At 70.3% G+C, this 26,126-nt stretch carries 22 protein-coding genes and 1 pseudogene; 8 read left to right on the top strand and 15 right to left on the bottom strand.

Translation table 11 applies throughout. The features are described from left to right. Positions 1–126: 126 nt before the first annotated feature. A pseudogene (locus ABGB10_RS30085) lies at positions 127–1,527 on the bottom strand (NAD(P)H-quinone dehydrogenase); the annotation flags it as partial. A 106-nt stretch (positions 1,528–1,633) separates the two neighbouring features. Here ABGB10_RS30085 and ABGB10_RS30090 point away from each other — a divergent pair. Then, positions 1,634–2,089, top strand: coding sequence for a gamma-glutamylcyclotransferase (locus tag ABGB10_RS30090; RefSeq protein WP_088946172.1), 456 nt, complete (start codon positions 1,634–1,636; stop codon positions 2,087–2,089). A gap of 75 nt (positions 2,090–2,164) precedes the next feature. On the opposite strand, the gene ABGB10_RS30095 is transcribed toward ABGB10_RS30090, so the two are convergent. From ABGB10_RS30095 to ABGB10_RS30110, 4 genes are all read right to left on the bottom strand, one after another. Further along, positions 2,165–3,124, bottom strand: coding sequence for a GNAT family N-acetyltransferase (locus tag ABGB10_RS30095; RefSeq protein WP_347664370.1), 960 nt, complete (start codon positions 3,122–3,124; stop codon positions 2,165–2,167). Between the two features lie 60 nt (positions 3,125–3,184). After that, positions 3,185–4,078: an ATP-binding cassette domain-containing protein gene (locus ABGB10_RS30100; RefSeq protein ID WP_347664371.1), complete on the bottom strand. Its 894-nt coding sequence runs from the start codon at positions 4,076–4,078 to the stop codon at positions 3,185–3,187. A 3-nt stretch (positions 4,079–4,081) separates the two neighbouring features. After that, a complete protein-coding gene (locus ABGB10_RS30105) occupies positions 4,082–5,281 on the bottom strand; it encodes a substrate-binding domain-containing protein (protein ID WP_347664372.1) in 1,200 nt (399 codons plus the stop codon). A gap of 226 nt (positions 5,282–5,507) precedes the next feature. Beyond that, positions 5,508–5,747, bottom strand: coding sequence for a hypothetical protein (locus ABGB10_RS30110; RefSeq protein WP_347664433.1), 240 nt, complete (start codon positions 5,745–5,747; stop codon positions 5,508–5,510). 261 nt (positions 5,748–6,008) lie between these two features. On the opposite strand from ABGB10_RS30110, the gene ABGB10_RS30115 reads away from it, so the two are divergent. Continuing rightward, a complete protein-coding gene (locus ABGB10_RS30115; protein ID WP_347664373.1) occupies positions 6,009–6,275 on the top strand; it encodes a winged helix-turn-helix domain-containing protein in 267 nt (88 codons plus the stop codon). A 178-nt stretch (positions 6,276–6,453) separates the two neighbouring features. After that, the gene (gene tcmP / locus ABGB10_RS30120) at positions 6,454–7,614 is read left to right on the top strand and encodes a three-Cys-motif partner protein TcmP (RefSeq protein WP_347664374.1); all 1,161 of its coding nucleotides are present in this window, start codon (positions 6,454–6,456) and stop codon (positions 7,612–7,614) included. Positions 7,615–7,650: 36 nt separating this feature from the next. Here tcmP and ABGB10_RS30125 read toward each other — a convergent pair whose 3' ends face one another. Together ABGB10_RS30125 and ABGB10_RS30130 are read right to left on the bottom strand one after the other, a co-directional pair. After that, a complete protein-coding gene (locus ABGB10_RS30125; protein WP_347664375.1) occupies positions 7,651–8,406 on the bottom strand; it encodes a phage Gp37/Gp68 family protein in 756 nt (251 codons plus the stop codon). A gap of 425 nt (positions 8,407–8,831) precedes the next feature. Beyond that, positions 8,832–9,953 carry a glycerophosphodiester phosphodiesterase gene (locus ABGB10_RS30130; protein WP_347664376.1) on the bottom strand — a complete coding sequence of 374 codons (1,122 nt, stop codon included), beginning with the start codon at positions 9,951–9,953 and terminating at the stop codon, positions 8,832–8,834. 142 nt (positions 9,954–10,095) lie between these two features. Here ABGB10_RS30130 and ABGB10_RS30135 point away from each other — a divergent pair, with 142 nt between their 5' ends. Together ABGB10_RS30135 and ABGB10_RS30140 are read left to right on the top strand one after the other, a co-directional pair. Further along, positions 10,096–11,430, top strand: coding sequence for a potassium transporter TrkG (locus ABGB10_RS30135; protein ID WP_347664377.1), 1,335 nt, complete (start codon positions 10,096–10,098; stop codon positions 11,428–11,430). Between the two features lie 17 nt (positions 11,431–11,447). After that, positions 11,448–12,116: a TrkA family potassium uptake protein gene (locus tag ABGB10_RS30140; RefSeq protein WP_347664378.1), complete on the top strand. Its 669-nt coding sequence runs from the start codon at positions 11,448–11,450 to the stop codon at positions 12,114–12,116. A 38-nt stretch (positions 12,117–12,154) separates the two neighbouring features. Here ABGB10_RS30140 and ABGB10_RS30145 read toward each other — a convergent pair whose 3' ends face one another. From ABGB10_RS30145 to ABGB10_RS30175, 7 genes are all read right to left on the bottom strand, one after another. Continuing rightward, on the bottom strand, positions 12,155–13,798 hold the full coding sequence (locus ABGB10_RS30145) for a serine/threonine-protein kinase (protein ID WP_347664379.1): 1,644 nt from the start codon (positions 13,796–13,798) through the stop codon (positions 12,155–12,157). Between the two features lie 71 nt (positions 13,799–13,869). After that, positions 13,870–15,432, bottom strand: coding sequence for a fused MFS/spermidine synthase (locus tag ABGB10_RS30150; RefSeq protein WP_347664380.1), 1,563 nt, complete (start codon positions 15,430–15,432; stop codon positions 13,870–13,872). Between the two features lie 36 nt (positions 15,433–15,468). After that, complete coding sequence (locus ABGB10_RS30155; protein ID WP_347664434.1) at positions 15,469–16,473, bottom strand: hypothetical protein; 1,005 nt, start codon at positions 16,471–16,473, stop codon at positions 15,469–15,471. A gap of 206 nt (positions 16,474–16,679) precedes the next feature. Continuing rightward, positions 16,680–17,489, bottom strand: coding sequence for an inositol monophosphatase (locus ABGB10_RS30160; RefSeq protein ID WP_347664381.1), 810 nt, complete (start codon positions 17,487–17,489; stop codon positions 16,680–16,682). Further along, complete coding sequence (locus ABGB10_RS30165) at positions 17,482–17,934, bottom strand: response regulator (RefSeq protein ID WP_088987503.1); 453 nt, start codon at positions 17,932–17,934, stop codon at positions 17,482–17,484. Before ABGB10_RS30165 ends, ABGB10_RS30160 begins: the two co-directional genes overlap by 8 nt. Then, positions 17,931–19,667, bottom strand: coding sequence for an ATP-binding protein (locus ABGB10_RS30170; RefSeq protein WP_347664382.1), 1,737 nt, complete (start codon positions 19,665–19,667; stop codon positions 17,931–17,933). Before ABGB10_RS30170 ends, ABGB10_RS30165 begins: the two co-directional genes overlap by 4 nt. Next, complete coding sequence (locus ABGB10_RS30175) at positions 19,664–20,863, bottom strand: fused response regulator/phosphatase (RefSeq protein ID WP_347664383.1); 1,200 nt, start codon at positions 20,861–20,863, stop codon at positions 19,664–19,666. Before ABGB10_RS30175 ends, ABGB10_RS30170 begins: the two co-directional genes overlap by 4 nt. A 296-nt stretch (positions 20,864–21,159) precedes the next feature. On the opposite strand from ABGB10_RS30175, the gene ABGB10_RS30180 reads away from it, so the two are divergent. Next, positions 21,160–23,589, top strand: a complete 2,430-nt coding sequence (locus tag ABGB10_RS30180; protein ID WP_347664384.1) for a M28 family peptidase — start codon at positions 21,160–21,162, stop codon at positions 23,587–23,589. A gap of 78 nt (positions 23,590–23,667) precedes the next feature. Here the strand turns inward: ABGB10_RS30180 and ABGB10_RS30185 are convergent, their stop codons facing one another. Continuing rightward, positions 23,668–24,711 (bottom strand): hypothetical protein, encoded by a 1,044-nt coding sequence (locus tag ABGB10_RS30185; RefSeq protein WP_347664385.1) that lies wholly within the window; start codon positions 24,709–24,711, stop codon positions 23,668–23,670. Positions 24,712–25,032: 321 nt separating this feature from the next. On the opposite strand from ABGB10_RS30185, the gene ABGB10_RS30190 reads away from it, so the two are divergent. Then, positions 25,033–25,689, top strand: coding sequence for a GNAT family N-acetyltransferase (locus ABGB10_RS30190; protein WP_347664386.1), 657 nt, complete (start codon positions 25,033–25,035; stop codon positions 25,687–25,689). A gap of 81 nt (positions 25,690–25,770) precedes the next feature. Beyond that, positions 25,771–26,115 (top strand): hypothetical protein, encoded by a 345-nt coding sequence (locus ABGB10_RS30195; protein ID WP_347664387.1) that lies wholly within the window; start codon positions 25,771–25,773, stop codon positions 26,113–26,115. Positions 26,116–26,126 lie beyond the last annotated feature (11 nt).

Below are 26,126 nucleotides of genomic sequence, written 5' to 3' on the forward strand. Positions count from 1 at the left end.
CCCCCCCCCCCCCCCCCCCCCCCCCCCCCCCCCCCCCCCCCCCCCCCCCCCCCCCCCCCCCCCCCCCCCCCCCCCCCCCCCCCCCCCCCCCCCCCCCCCCCCCCCCCCCCCCCCCCCCCCCCCCCACTCCAGCTCGTGGAGCATGAGCTGGCGGGCCGCTTCGGTGATCGAGCCGGACAGGCTCGGGTAGATGGTGATGGTCTGGGCCAGCTCGTTGACCGTCAGGTTGTTCTCCACCGCCATGGTGATCGGCAGGATCAGCTCGCTGGCCTTCGGGGCGACCACCACACCGCCGATCACCTGACCGCTGGCCGGCCGGCAGAAGAGCTTGACGAAGCCGTCCGCGAGGTCGTCCATCTTCGCCCGGGCGTTGCCGGACAGCGGCAACATCACCTGGCGGGCCGGCACCTTGCCCGCGTCCACCTCGTCCTGCGAGACACCCACGGTGGCCAGCTCCGGATCGGTGAAGACGTTCGCCGCCACGGTACGCAACCGCAGCGGACGGACCGCCTCGCCGAGGGCGTGCCACATGGCGATCCGGCCCTGCATGGCGGCGACACTGGCCAGCAGCAGCACACCCGTGCAGTCGCCGGCGGCGTAGATGCCGGGCACGTTGGTCCGGGAGGCCCGGTCGACGGTCACGTAGCCGCCCCGGCCCAACTCCACCCCGTACTCGACCAGGCCCAGGTCGGCGGTGTTCGGGATCGAGCCGACCGTGATCAACGCGTGTGAGCCGGTGACCTTCCGGCCGTCGGAGAGCTCCACCTCGACGCCGTCGGCGGTACGCCGGACCGCGTCGGCCCGGGAGTTGTTCAGGATCTCCATGCCCCGGTTGCGGAACACCCGCTCGATGGCGGACGCGGCATCGGCGTCCTCGTGCGGCATCACCCGGTCGCGGCTGGAGACCAGGGTGACCTCGACCCCCATCGCCAGGTACGCGCTCGCGAACTCCGCGCCGGTCACACCCGAGCCGACCACGATCAGGTGCTCGGGCAGCTCCGGCAGGTCGTACACCTGGCGCCAGGTCAGGATGCGCTCACCGTCCGGTACGGCGGTGGGCAGCTGGCGGGGTGTCGAACCGGTCGCGACCAGCACGGTCGAGGCGGCGATGGAGTATTCCTCGCCCCCGTCGGCGGGGGTGACGACGACCCGGTGGGTGTGCCCGAGGGAGTCCTCGCCGAGCCGGGCGGTGCCGGCCACGAAGGTGACACCCGCCTTCAGCAGCTTGGCGTGGATGTCCGCGGACTGCGCCAACGCCAGGCGCTTCACCCGCTCGTGCACCGCCCGCGCGTCGACGGTGACCGCCTCCAGGCCGTCCGAGTGCACCCCGAACTCCTCGGTGTCGCGGTAGCCGGTGACCACCCCCGAGCTGGCGATGAAGGTCTTCGACGGTACGCAGTCGGAGAGCACACAGGCCCCACCGGCACCGTCCGCCTCCACCACGGTGACATCGGCGTCCAGCTGGGCGGCGACCAGGGCCGCCTCGTACCCGGCCGGCCCCCCGCCGATGATCACGATCCGGCTCACAGCGTTCGCCCTTCGTCCATGCTCACAGTGACTTTCTTCTCCTGGGCGCATTCGACACGCACAGTCGTATTCTCCCCCACCCGTCTTCCGGGCTATCGTCATCGCCGTGCGTCATCACGCCGCCTACGGCTCAAATCTCGACCCCGCCCGGATGCGTGCCTACTGTCCGCATTCGCCGATGGTGGGCACCGGCTGGCTGGAAGGCTGGCGGCTGACCTTCGCCGGGGCGGACGTGATCGGCTGGGAGGGCGCGGTGAGCACCCTGGTCGAGTCTCCCGGTGACCGCGTCTTCGTGGCGCTCTACGACATCCACCCGTACGACGCGGGTCAGCTCGACGAGCTCGAGGGGGTGACCGCCGGCACGTACCGCAAGCTGCACGTCCGGGTCTCCACCCTCGACGGCGACGTGACCGCGTGGATCTACGTCTTCAACGGGTACGAGGGTGGCCTGCCGACGTCGTGGTATCTGTCCGAGATCGCGAACGCCGCCGAGAAGGCGGGCGCCCCGGACGACTACGTCACCGAGTTGCGGTCCCGCCCCACCGGCACCGCGTCGGCGTAGCAGCGCGTATCGCACGCTCCCAGTCTGCTACCGCCGTCGACCGGGTCGCCGGTCGGGCCCGACCAGGGTCGTCAATCACACACCGACGGCCGGGACGGAGCGCTCGTACATGTCGGTCCACAGGATCTGCCGCAGACCCACCGACTCGTACAGCGACAGCGGGGCGGTCGGATTGGTGAGGTCCACGCCCAGGCCGGCTGACTGCCGCCCCTTCTCGGCGTAGCGGGCGAAGGCGCGGCGCAGCAGCGCCGCACCCACACCCCTCCGACGGTACGCGGACAGCACCGACAAGCTCTTCACCCAGCCCTGCTGCTGGTCGAGCGCCTGGTCCGAGGACTGCAACGCGCCGACCGGCACCCCGTCCACCTCGGCGACGAACCACTCGTCCCAGGCGTTCAGGTCACCGATCCGGGCCCGCCACCGCTCGTACGACACCGGCTCGTGGTCGGCCGTGTCGGCGAAGGCGGTCTCGGAGATCCGGTGGAACTCCCGCAGGTCGGCCTCGTCGTCGGGGCGTACCGGCCGCACCGTCACACCGGACGACCCCACGGGCTGTTCGGGCAGGTCGGTCAGCGGCCCGCTCATCCGGACGTACCTCTTGGCCAGGGTGAACCCGACCTGGCGCAGGTTCCGTTCCCAGTCACGTTCCGGCGCGAAGACCGCGCAACGAACGGTGAGCGATGGCAGCCCTCGCTCGGCGGCGCGCTCGGCGACCCGGTCCAGTTGTCGGGCCAACAGCGGCGCCCGGACGGTCGCGGCGCGTACCGGGTCGACGTAGACCTCCACGAACTCCCGGCCGACCCCGGTGGGGTTGTCCACCGTCGCCCAGCCGACCACGTCACCATCCGGGTCGACCGCCAGCCACGAGTCCCGGGTCGGGTCGAAGTAGGGGGCAGTCAGCGACGCCGCGACGTCCTCCGCGTCGAAGTCGGGATGGCCGATGGCGAAGGTGTCGGCGGCGTGCACCACCGCGAGGATCGCGGGCACGTCGGCGAGCGTGGGCCTGCGCGTAGTCCAACCAGCGGGAAGGGTCACGGCAGAACATCCTGGCAGCCAACCTCGTCGGACGCCGCCCATTTTCCGGCGGCGGAGGGCTCAGGCGAGAGCGGCCCGGGTGCGGTGCAGCAACTCCACCAACTCGGTGCAGTCGGCCGGGCCGAGGGCGGTGAACGCCGGCGCGGCCAGTCTGTTGGTCACAGCCTCGGCCCAGAGTCGCCGACGCACCAACGGCCCGATCGGCGGGTACGGCGGCGGCCAGCCGCAGGCCACCGCCCCGGCCTCCCCCTCCGGCCCGGACAGCACCGCCTCCAGCGCGGTCATCCCGGCGGCGCGCACCGCCAACAGGTAGGCGCCGGTGAAGTGTTCGCGGAGCAGTCGCAGCCCGGCGGCGGTCCGGGCCCCCGGGCTGAGATCCGGCAGCGGCATGGCCCGCCAGGCGGCGAAGAGCGGCATTCCGCTGGCGTCCGCGGCGACCACCGCCCGCTCGACGAGTGCCGCCAGGCGCTCGGTGTCGGGCAGGGCGCCGAGTTGCTGCGCCCCCCATCGGCAGCACTCGGCGAGACTCGCGGCGGCCACCTCGATCGGCGGGACGATCCGGCCTGCGGCGTCCCAACCATCGGCGACGGCGTCCGGGGCGAGGAAGCCCGCCCGCCGCCACAGTGCCATCGAGCCCCCGCGGTGCGCCTGCACGGCGAGCCGGACGTTCTCCCGCACGCTGAGCGAGCCGAAGACCGAGGACGCCTGGAAGGTACGGCCCAATCCGAGGCGGGCCCGCCGGTGCGGCGGGAGCGCCCCGATGTCCTGCCCGTCCAGGGTGATCCGGCCCTCCGTGGCCCGGCGCAGGCCGGTGATCAGGTTGAACAGTGAGGTCTTGCCGGCGCCGTTCGGCCCGATCACGCCCAGGAACTCCCCGGGCTCGAGGTCGAGGTAGACGCTGTCGACGATGGCGACCTCACCGATCCGCCAGGTCAGACCGCGGGTGGCGAGCATGGGTCAGCCCTTCATCGCCACGGCCGGTGGCGCGGTCTCGTCACCGGTGAGGCTCTTCTGCGCGGTCGCCGTGAACTCGGTGCCGCTACCGGTCAGCTTGGCCTGGAACATCGGCTGGAGCAGCGCGTGGTCGGCGGCTCGGATGGTCATCTTGCCCTTGACCCCGTCGAAGCTCCAGCCCTCCAGCGCGGTGACCATCTTGTCGACGTCGTCCCCGCCCTCCTGCGCCGCCCGGACCACCATCTGGGCGGCGGCGAAGCCGTCCGGGTGGAACAGGTCGATGGTGTTGACCTTGGCCTTCAGCGCCTTGCTGGCCTCGGTGTCGCTGGCACCGTCGAAGTAGTGCGACAGGAAGGAGATCTTGGTGCCGGCGGCACCGAAGGTCGGCCACGAGGCACGGATGTCCAGGCCGGTGACCACGGTGGTGGACGCGAGCACGCCCTGCTGGTCGAGGGTCTGCCACATCGCCGGGGCGGTGGTGCCGGCCCAGGCCACGAAGAGCAGGTCCGGCTTGGCGGTCTTGATCTGGCTGGCGAACGGGGTGAACTCGGTGGCGCTGGCCGGGGCCCGGACACTGCTCACGGTGGCGCCCGCGGTGCCGATGACGGCCTTGACGGCCGCCTCGTTGGCGTCGCCGAACGCGCCGTCCTGGGCGAAGACCACCACCTTCTTGCCAGTCGGGTCGCCGATGAACGACTTGGCGGTCACCACGTCCTGGTAGGACTGCCGACCGGAGCGGAAGGTGTACTTGTTCGCGCCGGTCACCGCGTCGGTGGCGGCCGGGCCAGAGATGAACAGGACCTTGTTCTGCGCCGCGATCGGCGCGACCTGGAGTGCCACACCGGAGGCGGTGGAGCCGGCGATGATCTTCGTGCCCTTGCCGATCAGGTCCTTCGCGGCGGAGACCGCCTTGGCCGGGTCACCCGCGTCGTCGACCTCGGTCAGCTCGATCTTCCGGTCGCCGACCTTGCCGGTTCCCTTCGTGGCGAAGTCGAGCCCGGCCTTGAACCCCTCGATGTACTGCTTTCCGTAGCTGGCCAGGGCACCCGACTGGGAGTACACCAAGCCGACCTTGACCGGCGCGGCACTGTCGCCGCCGCCGGTGGCGGTGTCCTGCGGGCTACCACAGGCCGTGGCGGCCAGCGCCGCGGCCATCATCGTGGCGGCGGAGAGGAACACCCGCCGCGTCGTCCGGACCGTCATTGCGACTCCACATGAGGACTCGGAGGGAGAGAACTTCTTCGTGACGGCCCACGCTAGAAGTGACGTCACCCACGAGCTATGTGGCAGAAACACACAAGTAACAGGAATGAGGTGGCCGAAGGTTACAACGGACCGCACGACCACCGGAGAGCCGGCGCTCCCGGTGGCCTGAACCTCCACGGACCACCCGAGATCTGTGTCGCCTCGCCCCATCTGCCCCGTTCGGTCAACCACAGGGACCGTCGTGGGCCGCCGCGCGCGGGCAGCGCCGACGGCTGTCGAGCAGGCTGTCGCAGAAGACCCTATGACGTACGCACTGAGCGTCCTCCTCGGACACCGTCGTCTCGGCCCGGTCCACGTCGGCGAGGAAACCCAGCGCCCGGGTGATCGCCCGCGCGAACCGCAGCGCGCCAGGCAGGTCTGCCGCAACCACCGGTAGATGCACCACGAACCGATCCCCCGCCATGCGCGCGATCACCGCCTTTCCCAACGTCTCAGCCTGGAGGGGGCCCGGTGTGCGGATAGGGGACGCACACCGGACCACCCGACCCCACGCCCGCAGCCCTCGTCGGCGGTACGAACGCGGAGCCCACCTCACGCCCGCAACCCCGAGGGTTTGCCGAACCAACCGGAGCCGGACATCAACAACCTACACCAAATACTTGTGTAGGTCGACCTTGCGAAGCAGCGACACCACAGCCTGTTGCAGTAACTGGTGTAGGCCGGCATGATCGAAGACGCCGAACCGACCGGAGTCCTCACCATGCCCACAGCAGAAGCCCCATATCGTCGCATCGCCAACGAGATTGCCGCGAAGATCAAGAGCGGTGAACTGAGGCCGGGCGACAAGCTGCCCTCCACCCGGGAGCTCGCCGAGACCTATGCCGTGCACATGAACACAGCCTCGCGGGCGCTCTCGCTCCTTCACGATCGCGAGCTGATCACCGGCCAGCCCGGCCGCGGCACCTACGTAGCTGAGCGCCCACAGGACTGACTCGTCCAACTGTCAGATCGAGGACACCGACGCCGCGCCGAACTGCCAGCCGTCGGCTATTTGGGCTGGTGGGCGGCGTGACGAATTCCGGGGCGCACCTCTGCGCGAACGGCAGGACGAAACCGGACCGCACTCTTCGCTACCTTCACATCACCAATGGTGACGTGAAGGGGCTCCAATGTCGGCGCATGACGACTTCTTCCGGTCGCGCAAGGCTGCTGCCGTACTCAAGCACGGCATCCTGAAGCGTTACCCCGTCGTCTTCGCTTCGAAGACCGGCCAAGGCAAACCAGTCGTCTTCCTCGATGGCTACGCGGGACGAGGCGAGTACGAGGATGAAGGGGAGGAAGGATCGCCGCTGCTGCTGTCTCGATGTGCCGACACGGTCAGGAGCTTTCGGAACGTCTTGCTCTTCTTCGTGGAGAAGAATCCCTCCCACTTCACGAACCTACAACGGGTTCTAGAGCAGCGCGGCGGCTCGACGAGGCGCATCCTCCGACAGGGCGACGTGGCAGATCATTTGCCGGAGGTCCTCTCGGTTGCTCGTCAGGCCTCACTTTTTGCCTTCCTCGATCCGTTTGGCCTGGCGCTCGATTTCGGACTCGTGCGCTCAGGGCTCCTCGGTCGGCCTCCTTCCCCGCCGACGGAGGTGCTCCTTCACTTCAGCGTCTCTGCTATCGCGAGGATGGGACGAGCGGTCCAGGTAGCGCGGTCCCGGGGTGGCCGACTGTCTCCTGCTGAACAGAAGACGGCCGACCACCTCACGAGGTTTCTCGGCGATGACTGGTGGCAGGAACACTTTGCCAGGGTCAACGGTGACCGGGATGAGGAGACCGCGACTGAGGTAGCTCTGAAAGTGGGCGCAGAGTACGAGAAGCGGTTGACGGCGGGAACGAGCTATAGCGCGGTCACTATGCCGGTCCGACCGCGCCCGGAACTCTCGCCGAAGTATGTCCTGATGCTGTTTACGAGACACACAGAGGGCGCTTGGCACTTCGCCGATGCCGTGGGCCAAGCCGGCGTGGACTTAGAGGAAGCCCGCTACGACAGCCAGATGAGCCACGACACCCTGTTCGGGTCACTCCCGTTCGATCGCACGGCACATGTAAACAGCGCACTACCGCGGGTGGCGCAAGTCGTTGAGCGGAACATCGTTCGGCTGCTCGCGGAATCGAGCCCGGTACAGCTGGCAGAGCGAGTGCCCGAGGTCTACCGGGGAGTTCTTGGCCAGGCGTGGACGCGTCATGCGCGGCACGCGGTCAAATCGTTGCACCGTCAAGGTCTCATCAACCACAGCGGCGTCGGGGACTTCTGGAAGGATCCCATCCGGCAACTCTGAGATGCTGGACCTCGGCGGAAGGCCGACCGGCTGCGATTATGCGGCGGCGGGTAGGCGCGGCGTCGGCATCTCATCCCAGGTTCGACCGTCGAGTAGACGCCCGCCGGCCTTGGGTGTGCGGCCACCCCACTGCTTGAAGAAGAAGGCAGTCCTCGCCCGATCACATTGGTCGCGGAGGTCGGCAACCCAGGAAGCATCCATCGGTCGACAGCCCTGGCCCGATTCGCCACCCGCGATCAGCCAGTCGACTCCAGAGAGGTCCAAGTCTGCCAACGGGCCAAGCAGCGGTTCGGCAGAGATGAATCGAACCGCCGCCGGCACCTGCCGAAGGAAGTCGATTCGGGATCTCTGGCTGTCGTCTTCTACGCTCACGCCCATCCAGACATTCGGCGGCCAGTCCAGATCATGAGCAACCTTGGCGAGCCGAGATGCGCGCTTCGTCAGCACTTGAAAGGTGTGACGCGGCGTCTCGCGCATTACGTCGAAGACCTGCAGCACGTACGTGAGAGGAACCCTCGCGTGGAACAGGTCTGACATCGAGTTGACGAAGACGGTTCGAGGATCACGCCAGCGTCGCGGGATATCGAGGGCGTCGGGGTGGAGCGCGACCCCGAATCCCGGCCCAGAGGTGCGGGGGTCGCCATCAGTCTGATACTTGGCCGAGCCCATCGCCTTCAGGCGCTTCGCGAGGATCATCGCATAGCAGTTGTCGCAGCCCGACGAGATGCGGTCACAACCTGTGGTTGGGTTCCAGGTTGCTTCCGTCCACTCGATGGCGCTTTTATCCGCCATGCGCCGCTCCTTCCGCTCGACGCGACAATACTGTCGAACAACCGTACGCATGGGAAGGGTTGCGCGGCGTGTCGGCCCGCCATGTTCTCTCATCCGGGGCGGCCGGCTGCGCGCCGCCGACGTGAGCCATTGCGACACCTCAGGTGGTACCCGCCCGATGATCGACTCCACGTTGGCGAAGTGGTGCCGTCCCGAGCGCCGGACACCCCCAGATCGCCGACCTGGAGTCGATCACACCGCCAGGTCTCCCGGGCCGCGCTCGGCACCCCGCTCGAAGGCGGACGCGCCGCTGGCCCGTCGTCCGGGTGGCGGACGACGGGCCAGCGTGTGGGCCGGGCGTGATCGGCCCAGCGGTCGGCCGGAGCGGATCAGCTCCTTGCCGAGGTCGGCTCGGCGGGCAGGTTCCCCGCCGACGGGCGCAGGGGTCAGTTCCCGGCGAGGCCGGCGAGGGCGGCGACGGCGGTGTCCGGGTGGTCGCTGAAGACGCCGTCCAGGCCCAGGCCGAGGAAGAGTTCGTACTCGGCCGTGATGTCGCCGCGAGCGTTGGGATCGGTGCCGATCCGGAAGTCCACCGGGAGGAACTGGTTTTCCGCGCGGAACGTCCAGGAGTGCACGAGCAGCCGCTCGCGGTGCGCGTCGCGCACCACGTTGCTGGGGGCGAGCAGGGCGCCGGCCGCGTTCCGGGGCACCAGCAGGTTCTTGTTCGCGCCGATGCCGTCGGCGTACCCGGCGATCCACCTGAGCCCGGCCGGCGTGACGAGGTCCTGGTAGCTGCGGGTGTCACCGGCCACGGTGAAGTCGTACGGGCGGCCGGTGGCGTCCAGCAGCTGGACCAGCCTCACGTCGGTGAGCCGGCTCAGCCGACGTAGGTTCGCCGTCTCGAACGACTGGATGAAGACCGGCGAGTTCTTGCGGTCCAGCTTGTTCTGCCGCAGCACCTTCAGCAGCGGCTCCTCCAACGGCTTGCCGATCGATGCGAAGTAGGTCGGGTGCTTGGTCTCCGGGTAGATGCCGATGGTGCGGCCCCGTGTCCGCCCCTCGGTCCGGGCCAGATCGATGACCTCCTGGAGGGTGGGCACCTCGAAGCGGCCGTCGAAGGCGGTGTTCGCCACCCGGACCTGCGGCAGTCGCTCCTTGGCTCGCAGCGTCTTCAGCTCGGCCAGCGTGAAGTCCTCGGTGAACCAGCCGGTCACGGCGACACCGTCGATGGTCTTGGTCGCCTTGCGGGCCGCGAACTCCGGGTGGGTCGACACGTCGGTGGTGCCGGAGATCTCGTTCTCGTGCCGGGCGACCAGGATGCCGTCGGAGGTCGACACCAGGTCCGGCTCGATGTAGTCGGCGCCCATCCGGATCGCCAACCGGTACGCCTCCAGGGTGTGCTCCGGCCGGTAGCCGCTGGCACCTCGGTGACCGATCACGATCGGGCGGTCGTTCGCCCGGGTGCGGTCGGCCCCGGTCGAGGGCTCGGCGGCGGCCATGGTGGGCACGGCCACGGCGGCGGCGAGCAACGCGCCGGCCACGCCGAGGGTCGAGAGGGTACGTCGCAACGCCGTCTCCTGTCATCGAAGGGTGTCGCAGAAAGCAGACCGCTCGCGCTTGGCCGGGAGTTGGTCGGCGACTGACCGGCAGGTGAATCTCCGGAATGGGCGTTCCCACTCCCAGACCCGCCCGGAACAGGAAGATTGTCTGGTGCGCTGGTTTCTCCGCAACCCCGTGCGGCTGGTGCCGCTGGGGTTCCTGGTGCCGATCCTGCTGGGCACCGGACTGCTGATGGCGCGCTGGGCAACCGTCGAACACCAACGTCCACCCCTGGTCACCGCGTTGTTCACCGCCACCTCGGCGGTGTCGGTGACGGGATTGGCGATCAACGACACCCCCAACTACTGGTCCGGGCCGGGCCTGGTGGTGATCACCCTGCTCACCCAGCTCGGCGGTCTCGGCATCCTCACCGCCGCGGCGCTGGTCATCCTGGTGGTCTCGCGCCAACTGGGCCTGCGCAACCGGCTGCTGGTGCAGGCCGAGACCGCGGAGTTCGGGATCGGTGACGTGGCCCGGTTACTGCGTCGGATCGCGTTGACCGTCTTCGCCTGCGAGGCGGTGATGACCGCGCTGGTCGCCGGCCGGCTCTGGTGGGCGTACGACTACGGGCCGGGGCGGGCCCTCTGGTCGGGGGTGTTCCACGCTGTCCAGGCGTTCAACAACTGTGGATTCGCGCTCTACAGCGACGGCCTGCTGGCCTTCGCCCGCGACCCGTGGGTGTCGCTGCCGCTGGCGTTCGGGGGGATCGTCGGAGGGCTCGGGTTTCCCGCCCTGTTCGAGGCCGCCCGTGAGTGGCGCAGGCCGGCGGGGTGGGTGGTGGCCACGAAGCTGACCATCTGGGGCAGCCTCGCCCTGCTGTTGCTGGGCTTCGCCGGCCTGCTCGCCGCCGAGTGGACCAACGCCAGCACCATCGGCTCGTACGACGCCGCGGGCAAGGTCCTCGCGTCGTTCACCCAGATCGCGTTGAGCCGCACCGGCGGCTACAGCGTGCTGAACATCGCCGAGCTTCAGGAGGAGAGCTACCCGCTGCTGATCGTGCTGATGTTCATCGGCGGCGGCAGTGCCAGCACGGCCGGGGGCATCAAGGTGTCCACGTTCTTCCTGCTCGGGTTCACCATCTGGGCGGAGTTGCGCGGCGAGCCGGACGTGACGGTCGGGCGCCGCCGGGTGGCCACCGCCAGCCAGCGACAGGCGGTCACCGTGGCTCTGCTCAGCGTCGCGCTGGTCGCGGCCGGGACCATGCTCCTGCTGCTGCTCACCGAGGGCGTGCGGTTCGTCGCGGCCCTGTTCGAGGTCACCTCCGTGTTCAGCACCACCGGGCTCACGGTCGGTCTCGCCGCCGAACTGCCGGCCAGCGGCCAACTGGTGCTCACCGCGCTGATGTTCGTCGGCCGGGTCGGGCCCCTCACCCTGGGGTCGGCGATCGCCCTGAACACCCGGCGCAGGCTCTACCGCTACCCCCAGGAACAACCAATTGTCGGCTAGCAGCGAGGAGGGTCGAGGTGTCCGCGAGACGATCGGACGGCGGCGGCATCGTGGTGATCGGGTTGGGCCGCTTCGGCTGCCACCTGGCCTCGTCGCTCACCCGGATGGACCGCGAGGTGCTGGCCGTCGACCGCAACCCGGACCAGGTCCAGCGCTTCTCCGACCAGCTCGACCGGGTGGTCCAGGCCGACTCGACCGAGGAGGGGGCGCTACGTCAGCTCGGCGTCGCCAGTTTCGCCCGGGCGGTGGTGGCCATCGGGGCGTCGGTGGAGGCGAGCGTCCTCACCGTGCTGGCGTTGGTCGAGTTGGGTGTGCCGCAGATCTGGGCGCGGGCCACCTCGCAGAAACACGCCAAGATCCTTTCGTCGGTGGGCGCGCACCACGTGATCTTCCCGGAGGCGGAGACCGGTGACCGGGTCGCGCACCTGATCGTCAGCCGGCTGCTGGATTTCGTCGAGTTCGACGACGACTTCGCGATCGCCACCGTCCGGGTTCCGGAGTCACTCGTCGGGCGCACCCTGCTCGACCTGCGCCCGGACGAGCGCTCCGGGGTCCGGGTGATCGGCGCGAAGGTGCCCGGTGAACGTTTCCGGTACGCCTCGGACGACACGGCCCTCGCCCAGGGTGGAGTGCTGATCGTGGAGGGTGGGATCGACCAGGTCCAACGGTTCGCCGATCGACGCTGACCGTCACCTCTTCGGCCCACGGCGCCCCTCAGGGGCCTTCACCCTTTTCCCGGACCACCCGACCCCTTGGCGTCGCCGGGCTTCGCCGGCCCCTTCACGGGCTTCGGCGGCTTCGCCTTCTGGGCACCGCCACCGCCGGAGCCACTGGGCGTCGTCGCCTTCTTCGGCGGGGCCTTCTTCGTGGTGGCCGCGGTGCTCGCCGGTGCGGTGGACGGCGCGCTGCCGGCCACCCCGGAGACGCGTACCCCGCAGGTCACGTCGCCGAGCCGGAACTCCACCGGCAGCGGGTTGGCCCCGTCGTACGTCCCGGACAGGGTGAACTTCTCGGCGGCGCCGGGCGCCAGCGTGGTGCGCTGGGCCGCGGGTCGGATCAGCACCGAGCTTCCCTGCTGCTGCGCCGACGTCGGCTCGGCCTTCGTCACGGTCTGCTGGCCGGGGAACGTGAAGTTCATCGTCCAGTCCCGCAGTTCCTGCTTCCCGCTGTTGGTCAGGGTCAGCTCGGCGGCGAAATCCTTGCCGGTGTCGGCACGCAGCACGTACGTCACGTCGCAGGTCGGCCCCGGCGGCAGGCCCATCCGAGCCTCGGTGGTCGGTCGGTCTTCCCCACTGGCCGGGCTGCGCGAGGTGACTCCCCACATCGCGCCGGTGACCGCGATCAGGCCGACGGCGGCCACCCCGGCCTCCACCCGCCGGCGACGCCGGTCCGGCCGCCGGCTCCGGTTACGGGTGCGGGACAGCGGCAGCGCGTCGGTCGCCGCGGACCAGGGCAGGATGGTGGTGCCGGCGTTGGCCAGCGCGACCGGATCCAGTGGGCCGGCGGCCGGCGAGACCGGAACGGCGGCGAGCATCCCGGCCGCCTCGGCGAGGGTCCGGGCCAGTTCGGCGGTCGCCGGACGGTCACCGGGCCGCTTGGCCAGGCAGCGCCGCACCAGGTCGGTCACCTCGTCGGGCAGGCCGGGCACCGGCGGCATCGGATCCGGTTCGTTGTACATGTGCGCGCGCAGCATCTGCGTGGTCGTGCTGGCCTGCCAGGGCAGCCGGCCGGTGAGCATCCGGTAGAGCAACAGCCCGACGGCGTACACGTCCGTGGCCGGGGACACCTGGCCGTTGTCGAGCCGCTCCGGAGCGAGGTACGCGGGGGTGCCGAGCAGCGCGCCGTCCGGCCCCTTCTCGCTCTCCCCCACCAGCGCGGAGATGCCGAAGTCGACGACCTTCACCCCGGTCGGGGTGAGCATCACGTTGCCCGGGGTGACGTCGCGGTGCACCACACCACGCGCGTGCGCGGTGGCCAGCGCGGAGCTGACCTCGGCGCCGATGGTCACCGCCTCCCGCCACGGCAGTCGGCCCTCCCGGCCCAGCCGGCTGGCCAACGAAGCGCCGTCGACCAGTTCCATCACCACGTACGGCACGGTCAGGCCGACCTGCTCGGACTCGCCGTAGTCGTACACGTTGGTGATGTTGGGGTGGCAGAGCCGTGCGGCGGCCTGCGCCTCCACCCGGATCCGGTGCCGGAAGGCCCGGTCACTGGCCAGCCGGGAGGCCAGCACCTTCACCGCGACCTGGCGGCCCAACACCTCGTCGTAACCCCGCCAGACCACCGACATGCCGCCCGCGCCGAGCTGCTCGACGAGCCGGTACCGCTCATCGAGGAGTTGCGCGCTCTTCCGGTCCCCACCGCCCATGGTGGCCGTTGTTGCCCAGGTACGACACACCTACACCTGAAGGATCGGAATCGGTCAGGAAAGTCACCCGATCAGGCGGTCGCCAAGAGCTGGTCCACCGGGGCGTAGTCGTCGGTCAACACCAGCGCCGAGCCGACGAACTCCGTGAGCTCCGCACCGGAGAGCAGGCTGACCGTGGGGTCCACCTCGTTCAGCCGGGCGCGGACGGCGTCCAGCGGCAGCGGCGCGTCCGAGCCGACGATGAGGAAGTTGGAACCCTGCTGCTCGGCGAGTGCCTCCGGCGGCGCGATCAACGCGACGTGCCGGAACTCGGCCGCCACCGTGGCCAGCTCGGCGCGGATGAACCGCAGCGGCGGGTAGTCGATGACGTTCTGCACGTACACGCCGCCGGGGCGGGTCACCCGTCGTACCTCGGCCGCCATCTCCCGGGTGGCCAGGTGCCACGGCACCACCAGGTGACCGAACGCGTCACCGACGACCAGGTCACGGCTGTCCGTCGGCTCGCCGGCGACCAGCATCCGGGCGTCACCCACCACCGCCCGCAGGTCCGGCCCCGTGCGTACGCCCAACTCCTGCTCACCCAGCTCGACCAGCCCGCCGTCGATCTCGAACACCACGTTCTCGGTGCCCGGCCGGGTGGCGGTGAGGTAGACCGGAATCGTGAACCCGCCGCCGCCCAGGTGCAGCGCGTCCAGTCGCTTCCCGGTGGGTGCGGCGACGTCGGCGACCGCGCCGATCCACTTCGTGTACGCGTACTCCAGGTGCTTCGGGTCGGCGAGGTCCACGTACGAGTGCTGGGCCGAGTTGAGCAGCAGCGTCCGCCCGGTGGGCCGGTTCGGGTCGGAGGCGACCCGGGCGCAGTGGTACGCCGTCTCGATGTCGCAGGGGTTCGGTGCCACCGTGGTCAGCCCCGCCCCGACCAGGCCGAGGACGGCCAACGCGGCCCGGGTCCGGGCCGGACCGGGAAGTTCGGTGGGCTCCTGCCGGCGCAGGTACCAGCCGAGGCCGATGCCGACCAGCCCGAGCGCCACCGCGAGGGTCAGCAGGATGACCGTGCTGCGCAGTGCGGCGACCAGCACGAAGCCGGTGAGCAGGGTGGCGGTGATCCCCCCGAGGGTGCCGATTCCGGAGAGTCGACCGACCACCTGGCCGGTGCGGCGCAGGTCGGCGAGTTGAAGCTTCACGACCAGCGGGGTGACCGCGGCCAGCAGCGCGGCCGGCACGAACACGGCCAGCGCGACCAGCAGCAGGATGCCGCTGGCCGCCCCGCCGCGCAGCACCTCACCGGCGTAGCGGACCACCGGCAGGGTGATCGCGGTGGCGATGCCGGCCAGCACCAGCGCCGGTGCCAGCAGGCCACGCGGGTTGCGCCGGTCGGCCAGCCAGCCACCCGACCACGCCCCGTACGCGATGGCGGCCAGCGCGATGCCGATCACCGAGCTGGTCACCTGGAGGGTCACCCCGACGTACGGGCCGACCAGTCGCAGCGCGACGGTCTCCAGCACCAGCACGGCGCCGCTGGAGAAGAAGACCAGGAAGGCGGCCAGGCCGTTCGGCAACGCCCGGCCGGTGATCGGAACGGGCGAGGCCGGGGAAGCTGGAGGGGCCGCTACGTCGGACGGTGGGGAGCTCATCGTCGCGATGGTACGCAGCGAAGCTGGTGCTTCGGGTCAGTACATCGAGAGATGAACATGGTTCGTGTGGGATGCGGCGGGGCTGCCGCTGCCGCTGTACGACCGCCATCCGGTGCCGGGATGCCAGATCTGCCGGTACCAGATCACGTAGAGCACGCCCAGACGGTCGGCGTTGCGCACGTGCCAGGCGGCCAGACTGTCACCGTACGCCTTGTCGCCGCCGGTCGCGTTCTTGTCCTCGAAGCCGTTCGTGGCGGCCGAGAAGTCGCAGGCCCGCCCCTTCGGGTGCTCGCCACCACCACCGCTGCGCTTGCAGGAGACGTGCCGCTTGTAGCCGGCCGCCTGGGTCTGCTTGAGCGCGTTCAAAGTGCGCGGGGTGATGCAGCCGGACGTGGTCGGGTCCTTCACCGAACACGACTCCGACGGCCAGGACCCGTCCGAGTTACGCGGGGCCGGCGTCGCGGAGGCGGAACTGCCGCCGCTGAAACCGCTGCTGCTGCCCGAGCTGACCTCGGCGAGCGCGGCCTCGGCCTCCTTCTTCTTCTTCGCCATCACGGCGAGTTGTTTCTGCTGCTCGCGGACCTCGGCGTCGATGGCGACCTTGGCCTGCTGCGCCTGCTGCTTGGCCTCGACGAGGTCACGCAGCCGCTTGGCATCGCGCTGGGCCATCAGGTCGAGGTCGCTCACGCGTTCCAGGAACGCCTGCGGGGTGCTGGTGTTGAGCAACATCGTCGCCGGGGTGAGCCGGCCGACCCGGTACGACTGTGCGGCCACCTCGCCCACCTGGTCGGTCAGCCCGACCAGTCGACCCTCGACCGTCGTCAGCTCGCCGGCCAGCGCCGTCTGGCGACGCTTGGAGTTGTCCAGTTTGGCCTTCGCCTCGATGTGCCCCTTGGCGGTCAGCTCCAACGCGTCCTGGAGCTTCTTGCTGCCACCCTCGCCCGGCTCCGCGTACGCGGGCACGGCGGCACCCCCGAGCACCAGCGCGGCGGTGGCGAGCAGAGCGAACAGGGCGCGGCGACCGAGCCGCGGGCGAAGCATGGTCCTGGGCACGAAAGCGTCCTTCCGTCGACCGCCGGCCCCCGGTGAACCAACTGGGCGGCGGCGTCCCCGCCGGCGCCGGTCGGCGGCCTGCTGGCGGAGACCGCCGGTCACGATACCGGACTGCGGCCTGCTGACCAGCCCCCTGACCACCGGGCCGCCCAGATGTCGACAGAGCGTTTCATCGTCGTCGCGCAGTGCGCGGATCAGCGGTCGAGAAGGGCGTCGCGTACCTCGGCCCAGACCTGCTCGTTGGCGGCCACGAGCAGACCGCGGTCGTCGTCGGCCGGGTGGTAGTCGGCTCCGTCGAACCGGCGGGCGACGCCACCCGCGGCGCGGACCAGCAGGGTGCCCGGGGCATGGTCCCACGGCAGGGTGCGCCAGAAGAGGACGAACTGCTGCTCGCCGGTGAGGATGTCCAGATACTCGCGGCCGGCGCAGTGCTGGCCGGGCAGCAGCTCACCGAGCTGCCGGCCGCCAGCTCGGACCCGGTCCCGGGTCTCCGGCGGCAGGAACCGGGTCATCGCCGCCCCGCGCAGCTCGCCGAGCGGTGGGGTCGAGGCGGTGCGGTCCACCGGCCGGCCGTTGAGCAGGGTGCCCTCGTCCGCCGAGCCGACGGCGAGGGTGTCGGCGAGCGGGTCGAGGATCCAGCCGGCGGCCGGTCGTCCGTCGGTCAGCAGCGACACCATCAGGGCGAACGGCCGGCGACCCGCCGCGAAGTTGGCGGTGCCGTCGACGGGGTCGACCAACCAGACGTCCCCGCCGTCGCGCAGGTGCCGCAGCAGCCCCGGGTCGTCGGCGACGCCCTCCTCGCCGACCACCATCGAGCCCGGCCGCAGCCGACGCAACCCCGCCGAGAGCAACTCCTCGGCCCGACGGTCGGCGACGGTGACCACCTCACCGGGCGCCTTCTCCGACACGTCGTCGTCGTCGAGCTTGCGGAACAGGGGCAGCACGACCTGGTCGGCGGCCTCGCGGAGGAGGTCGCCAACATCGTCGAGCAGGGTGTCAGCCACGCGGCGGCAGCTTGACCACGCTGACGAAGAACTCGTCGATCTGGCGGACCACCGAGATGAAACGCTCGAAGTCCACCGGCTTGGTCACGTAGGCGTTGGCGTGCAGCTGGTAGCTGCGCAGGATGTCCTCGTCGGCCTGCGAGGTGGTGAGCACCACCACCGGGATCCGGCGCAGCTCCTGGTCTTTCTTGATCTCTTCCAGCACCTCCCGGCCGTCGCGGCGGGGCAGGTTGAGGTCGAGCAGGATCAGGTCGGGCGCGACCGCGTCGGCGTACTGGCCCTCCCGCCGCAGGTAGGCGAGCGCCTCGGCGCCGTCGGAGACGACGGTCAGCCGGTTGCGCAGCTTGTGCTCCTCGAACGCCTCCTGGGTCATCAACACGTCACCCGGATCGTCCTCGACGAGCAGGACCTCGATCGGGCTCTTGCCATCCGCCGGCGCGGTCATCCCACCGTCTCCCTCATGTCACCCGTTCTACCGCTTCCCGACGGCTCGTCGGCCCGGTCCGGCCGGTCCGACCCGCCGGACTGCTCGGGCAGCGCTGCCGGAGTCTCGTTCGGGGACGTCGTGTCGCCCGCTGTCAGGGCCGCCGGCTGGTCCGGCGAGTCGACGGCGGCAGCCGCCGCCTCCACGTCCGCCGGAAGGGCCGGCAGGGTGAAGCGGATCGCGGTGCCCTCTGCCACGTCGGTGTCCACCCAGACCCGGCCGCCGTGGTATTCGACGATCTTCTTGACGATGGCCAGCCCGATGCCGGTGCCGGGGTACGCGTCCTTCGAGTGCAGGCGCTGGAAGATAACGAAGATCTTGTCGGCGAACTCCGGCTCGATCCCGATGCCGTTGTCCTCGCAGCTGATCTCCCACTCGGTGCCCACCAGACGGGCCGAGATGTGCACCCTGGGCGGCACGTCCGCCCGGCGGAACTTGATCGAGTTGCTGACCAGGTTGGCCAACAGGTTGGTGAGCAGCGGTTCCTCACCCGAGATCACCGGCAGCTCGGTCCAGGTCAGCTCAGCATCGGCGTACTGCCGGGCGGCCTCGGTCTGACCGGCCACGTCGCCCATCACCTTGTTCAGGTCGACCTCCACGAAGCCGGTGGTGAGCCGGCCGATCCGGGAGAACGCGAGCAGGTCGTTGATCAGACGCTGCATCCGCTGAGCGCCGTCCACCGCGAACGCGATGTACTGGTCGGCCCGCTCGTCCAACTGCCCCGCATAGCGGCGTTGCAGCAGTTGGCAGAAGCTGGCGACCTTGCGCAGCGGCTCCTGCAGGTCGTGCGAGGCCACGTACGCGAACTGCTCCAGGTCACGGTTGGACCGGGTCAGCTCCTCGGCCTGTTTCTGGAGCTGACTGTTGACCCACTCGATGCGCTCGCGGGCACCCCGCACCTCGGCCAGATCCGCGGCGATCTTCTGACGCATCGCGTCCACGTCGTCGCCGAGCTGGATGAACTCCGGCGGGCCGACGGTGGCGATGCGGTGCTGGTAGTCACCCTCGGCGACCTCGCGGACCTGGGTGGCCAGGCCGGTCAGCGGCCGGATCACCATCCGGTCCAGCGAGAGCAGCAGCACCGCGCCGGCCACGACCACCACCAGGGCGGCGACGATCAGCAGGACGACCAGCACGTTGCTGCTGGTCCGCACGTTGTCGGCAGCCTGCTCCCGGGCGCTGAGGATCTCCGCCTGGAGGTCGTTCACCGCCGCGCGGAGCTGGTCGAACTGTTGCCGGGCCTGGTCGGTGATCAACGCCTGACCCGCGCGGGTGCCGCTCCGCTCGGTGGTGGTGATCACCGGCTCCGCCACGGACTGCCGCCACTGTGTGGCGCGTTCCTCGACTATCCGCATCTCCTGGCCGATCTGCGGATAGTCGTGGAGCAGCGACCGCATCGAGGCGACGACGCTCTGCTCCTGCGCGAGCCCGTCCCGGTACGGGCCCAGGTCGGCCGGCTTACCGCTGACCGCGTACCCACGGACTGCCGTCTCCTGGTCGAGCAGGGCGTTGAGCAGTTCCTGCGACTGCACCCGCAACGGGCCGGTCTGGTTCAGGACCGCGTCGATCTGGGTGCGGTTGCGGGCGGCCATCGCCGCCTCCGCGCCGGCCAGGCCGATCAACAGGAAGCCCACGACGGTGAGCAGGGTGATGACCCGGCGGCGCAGACTCCAGCCGCCGACCACCGGCTTCACCGGCCACCACCCCGGCTGACCAGCAGCATGGCCACGTCGTCGGCGAGCGGGCCCCCGTTGAGCCGCTCGGCCCGACCGACCAGCCAGGCCGGCAACTCGGGCAGCGACACCTCGCGGTTGGCCGGCTCGTCCAGCAACCCACTGAGGCCCGGCACGTCGAGGCGTTCGTTGCCCTCGCCCACCCGCCCCTCGATGAGGCCGTCGGTGTACATCAGCAGGGACCAGTCATCGGTGTCGAACTCCAGGTCGTAGGCGATCGGCCGGCGGGGGCGTACACCCAACAGTCGGCCACCGGGCGCGGCCACCGGGGCGACCCGGCCGCCGGACAGCAGCAGTGGCGGCGGGTGCCCGGCGAGTCGGACGGTGGCCCGGTTGGCGTCCAGGTCCAGTCTGGTGGTGGCCACCGTCGCGAAGATCTCCTGAAGGCGGCGCTCGCTCATCAGCACCTGCTCCAGCGCGGGCAGCACCTCGTCGTCCGGCACTCCGGCGAGCACCAGGGCCCGCCAGGCCACCCGCAGCTCGACGCCGAGCGCAGCCTCGTCCACGCCGTGCCCGCAGACGTCGCCGACGATCAGGTCGAGGCGGTCCGGGCGGGTCTGCACCACGTCGAAGAAGTCCCCGCCGATCAGCGCGGCGTGCCGGCCGGGCCGGTAGAAGGTGTGCACCGCCACCTGGTCGGTAGTCATCAATGGCTGTGGCAGCAGGCCGCGTTCGAGGCGGGCCGACTCGGCCTGACGCAGCTCGACCTCGCGCAGTCGGCGGGCGTTCTCGTCGGCGCGCTTACGCTCCACGGCATAGCGCAGCGCCCGGGTCAGCAACACCCCGTCGACCTGACCCTTGACCAGGTAGTCCTGCGCACCCTCGGCGACCGCTACGACGCCCAGGTGCTCGTCCGAGCGGCCGGTCAGCACGCAGACCGCAGCGCCGCTGGACATCTCCAGCACCTGGCGCAGCCCGTCCAGCCCCTGCGCGTCGGGCAGGCCCAGGTCGAGCAGGACGCAGTCCACGTCGCCGATCCGCTGCCGCGCCTCCCGGAGGCTGGTGGCGACCAGCAGGTCGATCATCGAATTCGTCTCGGCGAGCAGCTCACCGACCAGGAAGGCGTCGCCCTCGTCGTCCTCCACCAGCAACACCCGCAACCGCTCACCCGGTGGCAGGTTGGCGTGCCGCGCCAGGCCGCCATGCGGGTACGGCACGACGGGGGAACCGGTCAGACCGGGTCCCCGGGTCGGCCGGGTCACCGCCGCGAGGCGCGGGAGTTCGCTGGTGATGTCGGGCTCCTTCCGAGTGCCCTGCTGATCCTGTATTACACAACGGTCGCACACAACACGGTGCCTCCGGCGCGGGCGGGGAGGGGGATGGACCGCGTCACTGCCCGCCCGCATGACGGACCGGGCGGCGGTCGAGGTAGGGCGTACCGGCCATCCCGTCGGCGGGCACCGAGGGGCAGGATGGTGCCACCCCAGGCCCCACCACCCCCCGAGGAGTTCCCGTGGGCGCACCCACCACCCCGGTCACGACGGGCACGCCGCCCCGCCCGACTCGGGGCGTACCCCCGGCCGACCGGGCGTTGACGCGACCTCGCCGGCGGCTCCTGGCCGCCGCTGCGGCCCTGGTCGCGCTGGCCGCCGTCGGCGCCGGCAGCCTGCTCGACCTGCGCACCCCGACGCCGAAGCCGGCGGACGCGCCGGCGGGTGAGTTCAGCGCCGGCCGGGCGTACGAGGACGTCCAGGTGATCGCGGCCCGGACGCACGTCGCCGGCAGCCCGGCCAACGACCAGGTACGCGCGCACATCGAGCAGCAGTTGCGCGGGCTGGGTCTGGAGACCGAGGTGCAGGACACGGTGGCACCGGAGGCCGGCCAGCTCAGCGGGGCGGCGGGCGGGGCTACCTTCGCCCGCGTCCGCAACGTGGTGGCCCGGCTGCCCGGCACCGCGTCGACGGGCCGGATCTTCCTGGTCGCCCACTACGACTCGGTACAGACCGGGCCGGGCGGCAACGACGACGCCGCCGGCACCTCGGCCATCCTGGAGGTGGCCCGCGCGCTCACCACCGGCCCCCACCCGCGCAACGACATCGTCTTCGTGCTGACCGACGCCGAGGAGGCGTGCCTGTGCGGCGCGTCGGCGTTCGCCGCCAGTCACCCGCTGGCCGCCGACGGCGGGGTGGTGCTCAACCTGGAGGCCCGGGGCTCCACCGGCCCGGTGATCATGTTCGAGACGTCCCGGAACAACGCGAAGCTGGTGGACGCTTTCGGCCGGGCCGCCCCGCATCCGGTCGGCACCTCGTTCGCGGTGGAGATCTACCGCGCGCTGCCCAACGACACCGACTTCACCGCGTTCCTGGACCAGAAGTTCGTCGGGCTGAACTCGGCGTACATCGACGGCGGGGCGATCTACCACACACCGTTGGACACTCCGGCGGCGATGGACCGGGGCAGCCTCCAGCAGCACGGGGACAACGCGCTGGGTCTGGCTCGGGAGTTCGGCGAGACCGACCTGGCCGACCTGGGCTCCGGGCACGACGCGACCTACTTCCCGGTCCCCGGCGGCCTGGTCCGCTACCCGGGCACGCTCACCCTGCCGCTGGCCCTGCTCGCGGTGATCGCGGTGGCGGCCCTGGGCTGGCTGACCCGTCGGCAGGGCCGGGCCAGCATCGGCCGGCTGGCCGCCGGCTTCGGGCTGGCCCTGGTGCCGATCGTCGCCGCGCCGGCCGCCGCCCAGCTGCTCTGGCTGGCGATCACCACGATCCGACCGGGGTACGCCGAACTGCTCGACCCGTACCGGCCAATCTGGTACCGGTTGGCCGTGCTGGCGCTCGCCGTCGCCATCCTGTTCACCTGGTACGCGCTGACCCGCCGTCGGATCGGCCCGGCCGCGCTCGCCGTCGGCGGGCTGGCCTGGCTGGCGCTGCTCGGCGTGCTGCTCGCCGTGGCGGTGCCCGGCGGGGCGTACCTCACCACCCTGCCGGCGCTGGCCGGTGCCCTCGGTGGGCTGGTCGCACTGCGTACCCGGCAGACCGGGCCGTGGCCGGTGGTGGCGGTGACCGCCGCCGCGGCCGTCGGCGTGCTCATCCTGCTGCCCACCGTGGTGCTGCTCTTCCCCGCGCTGGGGATGGGCATGGGCGGGGTTGCCGCGCTGGTCGCGGTGCTGCTCGGCCTGGTCGCCCTGCCGGTGGTCGACCTGCTGCACCCGCAGGCCGGTGGCCAGCGCGGGCTGCTGGCGCTGCGGGCCCGGCGGCTCGGCGCGCTCCCGGCCGGGGCCGCCGCCGTGGCGGCGCTGGTGCTCGCCGGGGTCGGGCTGGCCGTCGACCGCTTCGACGCCGCGCACCCCGCGCCCACCCACCTGATGTACGCGATGGACGCCGGCACCGGTCAGGCCCGTTGGCTCAGCCACGAGAGTGACCCGCAGCCGTGGACGGACGGCTACGTGGACGGGGTCACCACGGTCGAGGACTTCCCCGGACTCGGCGACGGTGAGCTGCGGGCTGGGCCGGCACCGGCGGCGAACCTGCCGGCACCGAAGGTGGAGGTGCTCTCCGACACCCGCTCCGGTGATGAACGGCTGGTGCGGGTGCGTGTCCTCCCGCAGCGCCCGGTCCGCCTGCTCACGCTGCACGTGAACGGACCGACGGAGGTGACGTCGGCGACGGTGAACGGACGGCAGTACGACGTTGCCCGGATGGCGACGCAGAAGCCCTGGGGCTTCGGCCTGGTGTTCCACGCACCACCAGCGGAGGGGGTCGAAATCGCGCTGACGATGTACCCGACGGGCTCGGGTGACGGCCCGGTCGCCCTGCGAGCGATGGACGCCAGTGACGGTCTGGACGCGCTGCCCGGCTTCCGGCCCCGCCCGCCGGCCGTCGGCGTCGTCGGATCGCACAGCTCGGAGATGCTGGCGGTTGCCCGTACCTATCCCATCTGACCGACAGAACTGTGGTCCGGCGGGGTGATCCGCCCCGCCGGACCACCGAAATATTCGCGGCGGCCGAAACGCCGCCAACTACCCCTCCAAGCGTGCCAACAATTCATTGCGGAGAGGCCAAGACTCGTCCGCGATGCACTCCGCCAGGCAGGCGAGCCCGAGTGCCAGCGGCCAGGAAACCGCCTGTCGGTGCTGAAGGAGCATGTCAAGCGGTCGACTGGGATCCCAGAGCCGCCGGGGTGCGAGGCCGACCGGCATGAATTCGTGTACGTAGGAGCGCTCCACTCGCCGTGGTGAACGGTCGAGCACCTGATCACCGGTAAGGTTCAGGAGAGTCACGGCGCAGAACTCCGGCATGGCTCCCCGGCTGATCCAGCGACCGTGACCAACCAGGGAGCTGTCTTTTATCTCCCGTTCGGTCAGGTGGCACTCTTCCCGCAACTCGCGTTCGGCTCCGTTTATCACGATCCTCTGAATCGTCCAGTCCGCCGGGTTCCGGGGCACGTCCCGGGGTTCCAATGCCCCCGAGCCGGACGGAGCGAGCAATCCGGGACTGCCGATGTTGTCCTCGGTCTGCGCGACAACGAGCAACTGTCCGTCCGTGGTGAAAGCCAGCGTCGACACACCGATCAGGTTCGCGAGACGACTGCGCTTGAAGGAGATCAGCCGGCCGTCCGAGTCGAGGATGAGGTCCCTTCCTCGAAGCGCTGGGCTCTTCCGCCCCACCTCCCAGATGTCCAACGGCGCGAGCAGGTTGCTGCACATGAAATCGAAATAGTGGCCCGCTCTCAGCTTGACGACATCCTCGCTCAACAGGTCCGAGGCCAGACAGAGCGCACTGTCGTTATATATCTTCCCCGTCCTCGAACGGTGCGCCAGGAAGTCGAGCGACCACGTCTTCAGGTCGCGAGGAAGCTTGTAGTCGGGCGTCTGCACGATGGCCCGGATGGGCCGCTTACGCAGTTCGACGTTTTCACGCGACAGTAGAATTCCAACGTCGCGGGCGCTTTCCACGCTTGGCCCGAGGTCCACCGAATCGCCAATCACATCCCGGTAGCTGTCGCCCTTCCGCGGCTGAAATCGCACTTCTCGTGCGCGGCGACGGTTGGCTCGGGTCTCCATGAGGGAGAGAGTAGCGCCGGCGAGGCCAGCAACCACACTGACTGGCCGTGGCAGGTTCACCAGGGATGTCGCCAACCCGAACGAGGCTAGAGCCAGGCCCACGGTGGTCAGCCGGTAACGCCAGAGCTTGTAGCGCCAGATGGCCGTCTTTGTCCTCACCGCTCTCTTAGGACCAAGCATCCGCGCTCTCCGCCCATTGTGACGCGCCTCGGAGGCTGCATCGTAGCGGCGGCCCGGGGTGCGTCGCGCGCTTGATCTTTTGCGCTTTACGGAGATTTGGGACAGTTCTGAACACGGCTGGCCGCCAAGGCCGGATTGGCAGTGCTCGAAGTCAGGAATCCGACCGGATGGCGCGGTTTGCTTTACGTCCAGACCTGCTGGCGGACCGTCTCGCTGACGAAAAATGGGCTGCTGTGCCGCGTTGGACGGCTTGGGGACGGCAGGATCCTGGCTCTGTCCGATCTTGTGTGCGAGGCTTCGGCGGTGACTGACCTCGGCATCCGCGCAGCCACCTCGGCTGATTCCGAATTCCTGGTCGACATGCTCGTGGAGGCCGTGAACTGGCTGCCCGAGCGCAACTGGTCTCGCGAGCAGATCCTGGCGAATCCCGCGCTGGCCCACTATGTCACCGGCTGGATGCGGCCAACCGACTTCGGTCTGGTTGCGGCGGACCCGGCTGATCGGCCCGTCGGCGCGGCCTGGTTCCGGTACCTGACCGCCGCCGATCCGGGCTACGGGTACGTGAGTGACGACGTTCCAGAGCTGACTATCGGCGTGGTGGAAGCCTGGCGGGGCCGGGGTGCGGGTCGGCTGCTTCTGCGCTCTGTTCTGGACGCCGCACGAGAACGTGGCATCCGCACGGTGTCGCTGAGCGTAGAGCGGGCGAACTTCGCCGCGAGGCTGTACGCCGCCGAAGGGTTCCGCACGGTCGAGTCCTTCGAGGACGCCGACACGATGGTCGCAGAGATCGGGTCCTGACGCATGTGGTGGTGCCCCACAGCTTCCGGCCGACGCCATCGAGGGGCTGACCCCGCTCACTCAACGGCGGATACTTCGCCCATGACTCTGGCGCCGTCACGCACCCATCTCGTTGACGCGCGCTCATCCTTCCTGGTGCTGGCCGGCTGGTACGTGGCCGTCATCGCGTCGTTCGGACTGTTCCTCAGCACGCTTTCCGGTTCGGTCACGGCAGGCTGCGGCGAGGTATGCGAGTCCGAGCGGTCGCGGGCGCTGCTCTTCCTGCTCTACGTGGCCACGCCCGCGCTGTTCCTCGCGCTGTTGGTCAGCCTGGCAATGCTCGCGGTGCTCGTCTCCCGCGCCCGGATCCGCTCGTCGGCAGTGGTGGGCACGCTGTCCGCAGTACTTCCGCTGGCCGTCTGCGGCTTCCTCGCCGCCAGCCTCTGACCGCCGCTGCT

The sequence above is a fragment of the Micromonospora sp. B9E7 genome (assembly GCF_039871815.1).
In the GTDB taxonomy this organism is placed as follows: Bacteria; Actinomycetota; Actinomycetes; order Mycobacteriales; family Micromonosporaceae; genus Micromonospora.

Excerpts from the sequence above, each read along its gene's own strand:
- ABGB10_RS30100 (WP_347664371.1), bottom strand. The coding sequence starts at position 4,078 with ATGCTCGCCACCCGCGGTCTGACCTGGCGGATCGGTGAGGTCGCCATC.
- ABGB10_RS30125 (WP_347664375.1), bottom strand. The coding sequence starts at position 8,406 with ATGGCGGATAAAAGCGCCATCGAGTGGACGGAAGCAACCTGGAACCCA.
- ABGB10_RS30115 (WP_347664373.1), top strand. The coding sequence starts at position 6,009 with ATGATCGAAGACGCCGAACCGACCGGAGTCCTCACCATGCCCACAGCA.
- ABGB10_RS30195 (WP_347664387.1), top strand. The coding sequence starts at position 25,771 with ATGACTCTGGCGCCGTCACGCACCCATCTCGTTGACGCGCGCTCATCC.
- ABGB10_RS30155 (WP_347664434.1), bottom strand. The coding sequence starts at position 16,473 with ATGCTTCGCCCGCGGCTCGGTCGCCGCGCCCTGTTCGCTCTGCTCGCC.
- ABGB10_RS30165 (WP_088987503.1), bottom strand. The coding sequence starts at position 17,934 with ATGACCGCGCCGGCGGATGGCAAGAGCCCGATCGAGGTCCTGCTCGTC.
- ABGB10_RS30150 (WP_347664380.1), bottom strand. The coding sequence starts at position 15,432 with ATGAGCTCCCCACCGTCCGACGTAGCGGCCCCTCCAGCTTCCCCGGCC.
- ABGB10_RS30105 (WP_347664372.1), bottom strand. The coding sequence starts at position 5,281 with ATGACGGTCCGGACGACGCGGCGGGTGTTCCTCTCCGCCGCCACGATG.
- ABGB10_RS30185 (WP_347664385.1), bottom strand. The coding sequence starts at position 24,711 with ATGGAGACCCGAGCCAACCGTCGCCGCGCACGAGAAGTGCGATTTCAG.
- ABGB10_RS30110 (WP_347664433.1), bottom strand. The coding sequence starts at position 5,747 with ATGGCGGGGGATCGGTTCGTGGTGCATCTACCGGTGGTTGCGGCAGAC.
- tcmP (WP_347664374.1), top strand. The coding sequence starts at position 6,454 with ATGTCGGCGCATGACGACTTCTTCCGGTCGCGCAAGGCTGCTGCCGTA.
- ABGB10_RS30145 (WP_347664379.1), bottom strand. The coding sequence starts at position 13,798 with ATGGGCGGTGGGGACCGGAAGAGCGCGCAACTCCTCGATGAGCGGTAC.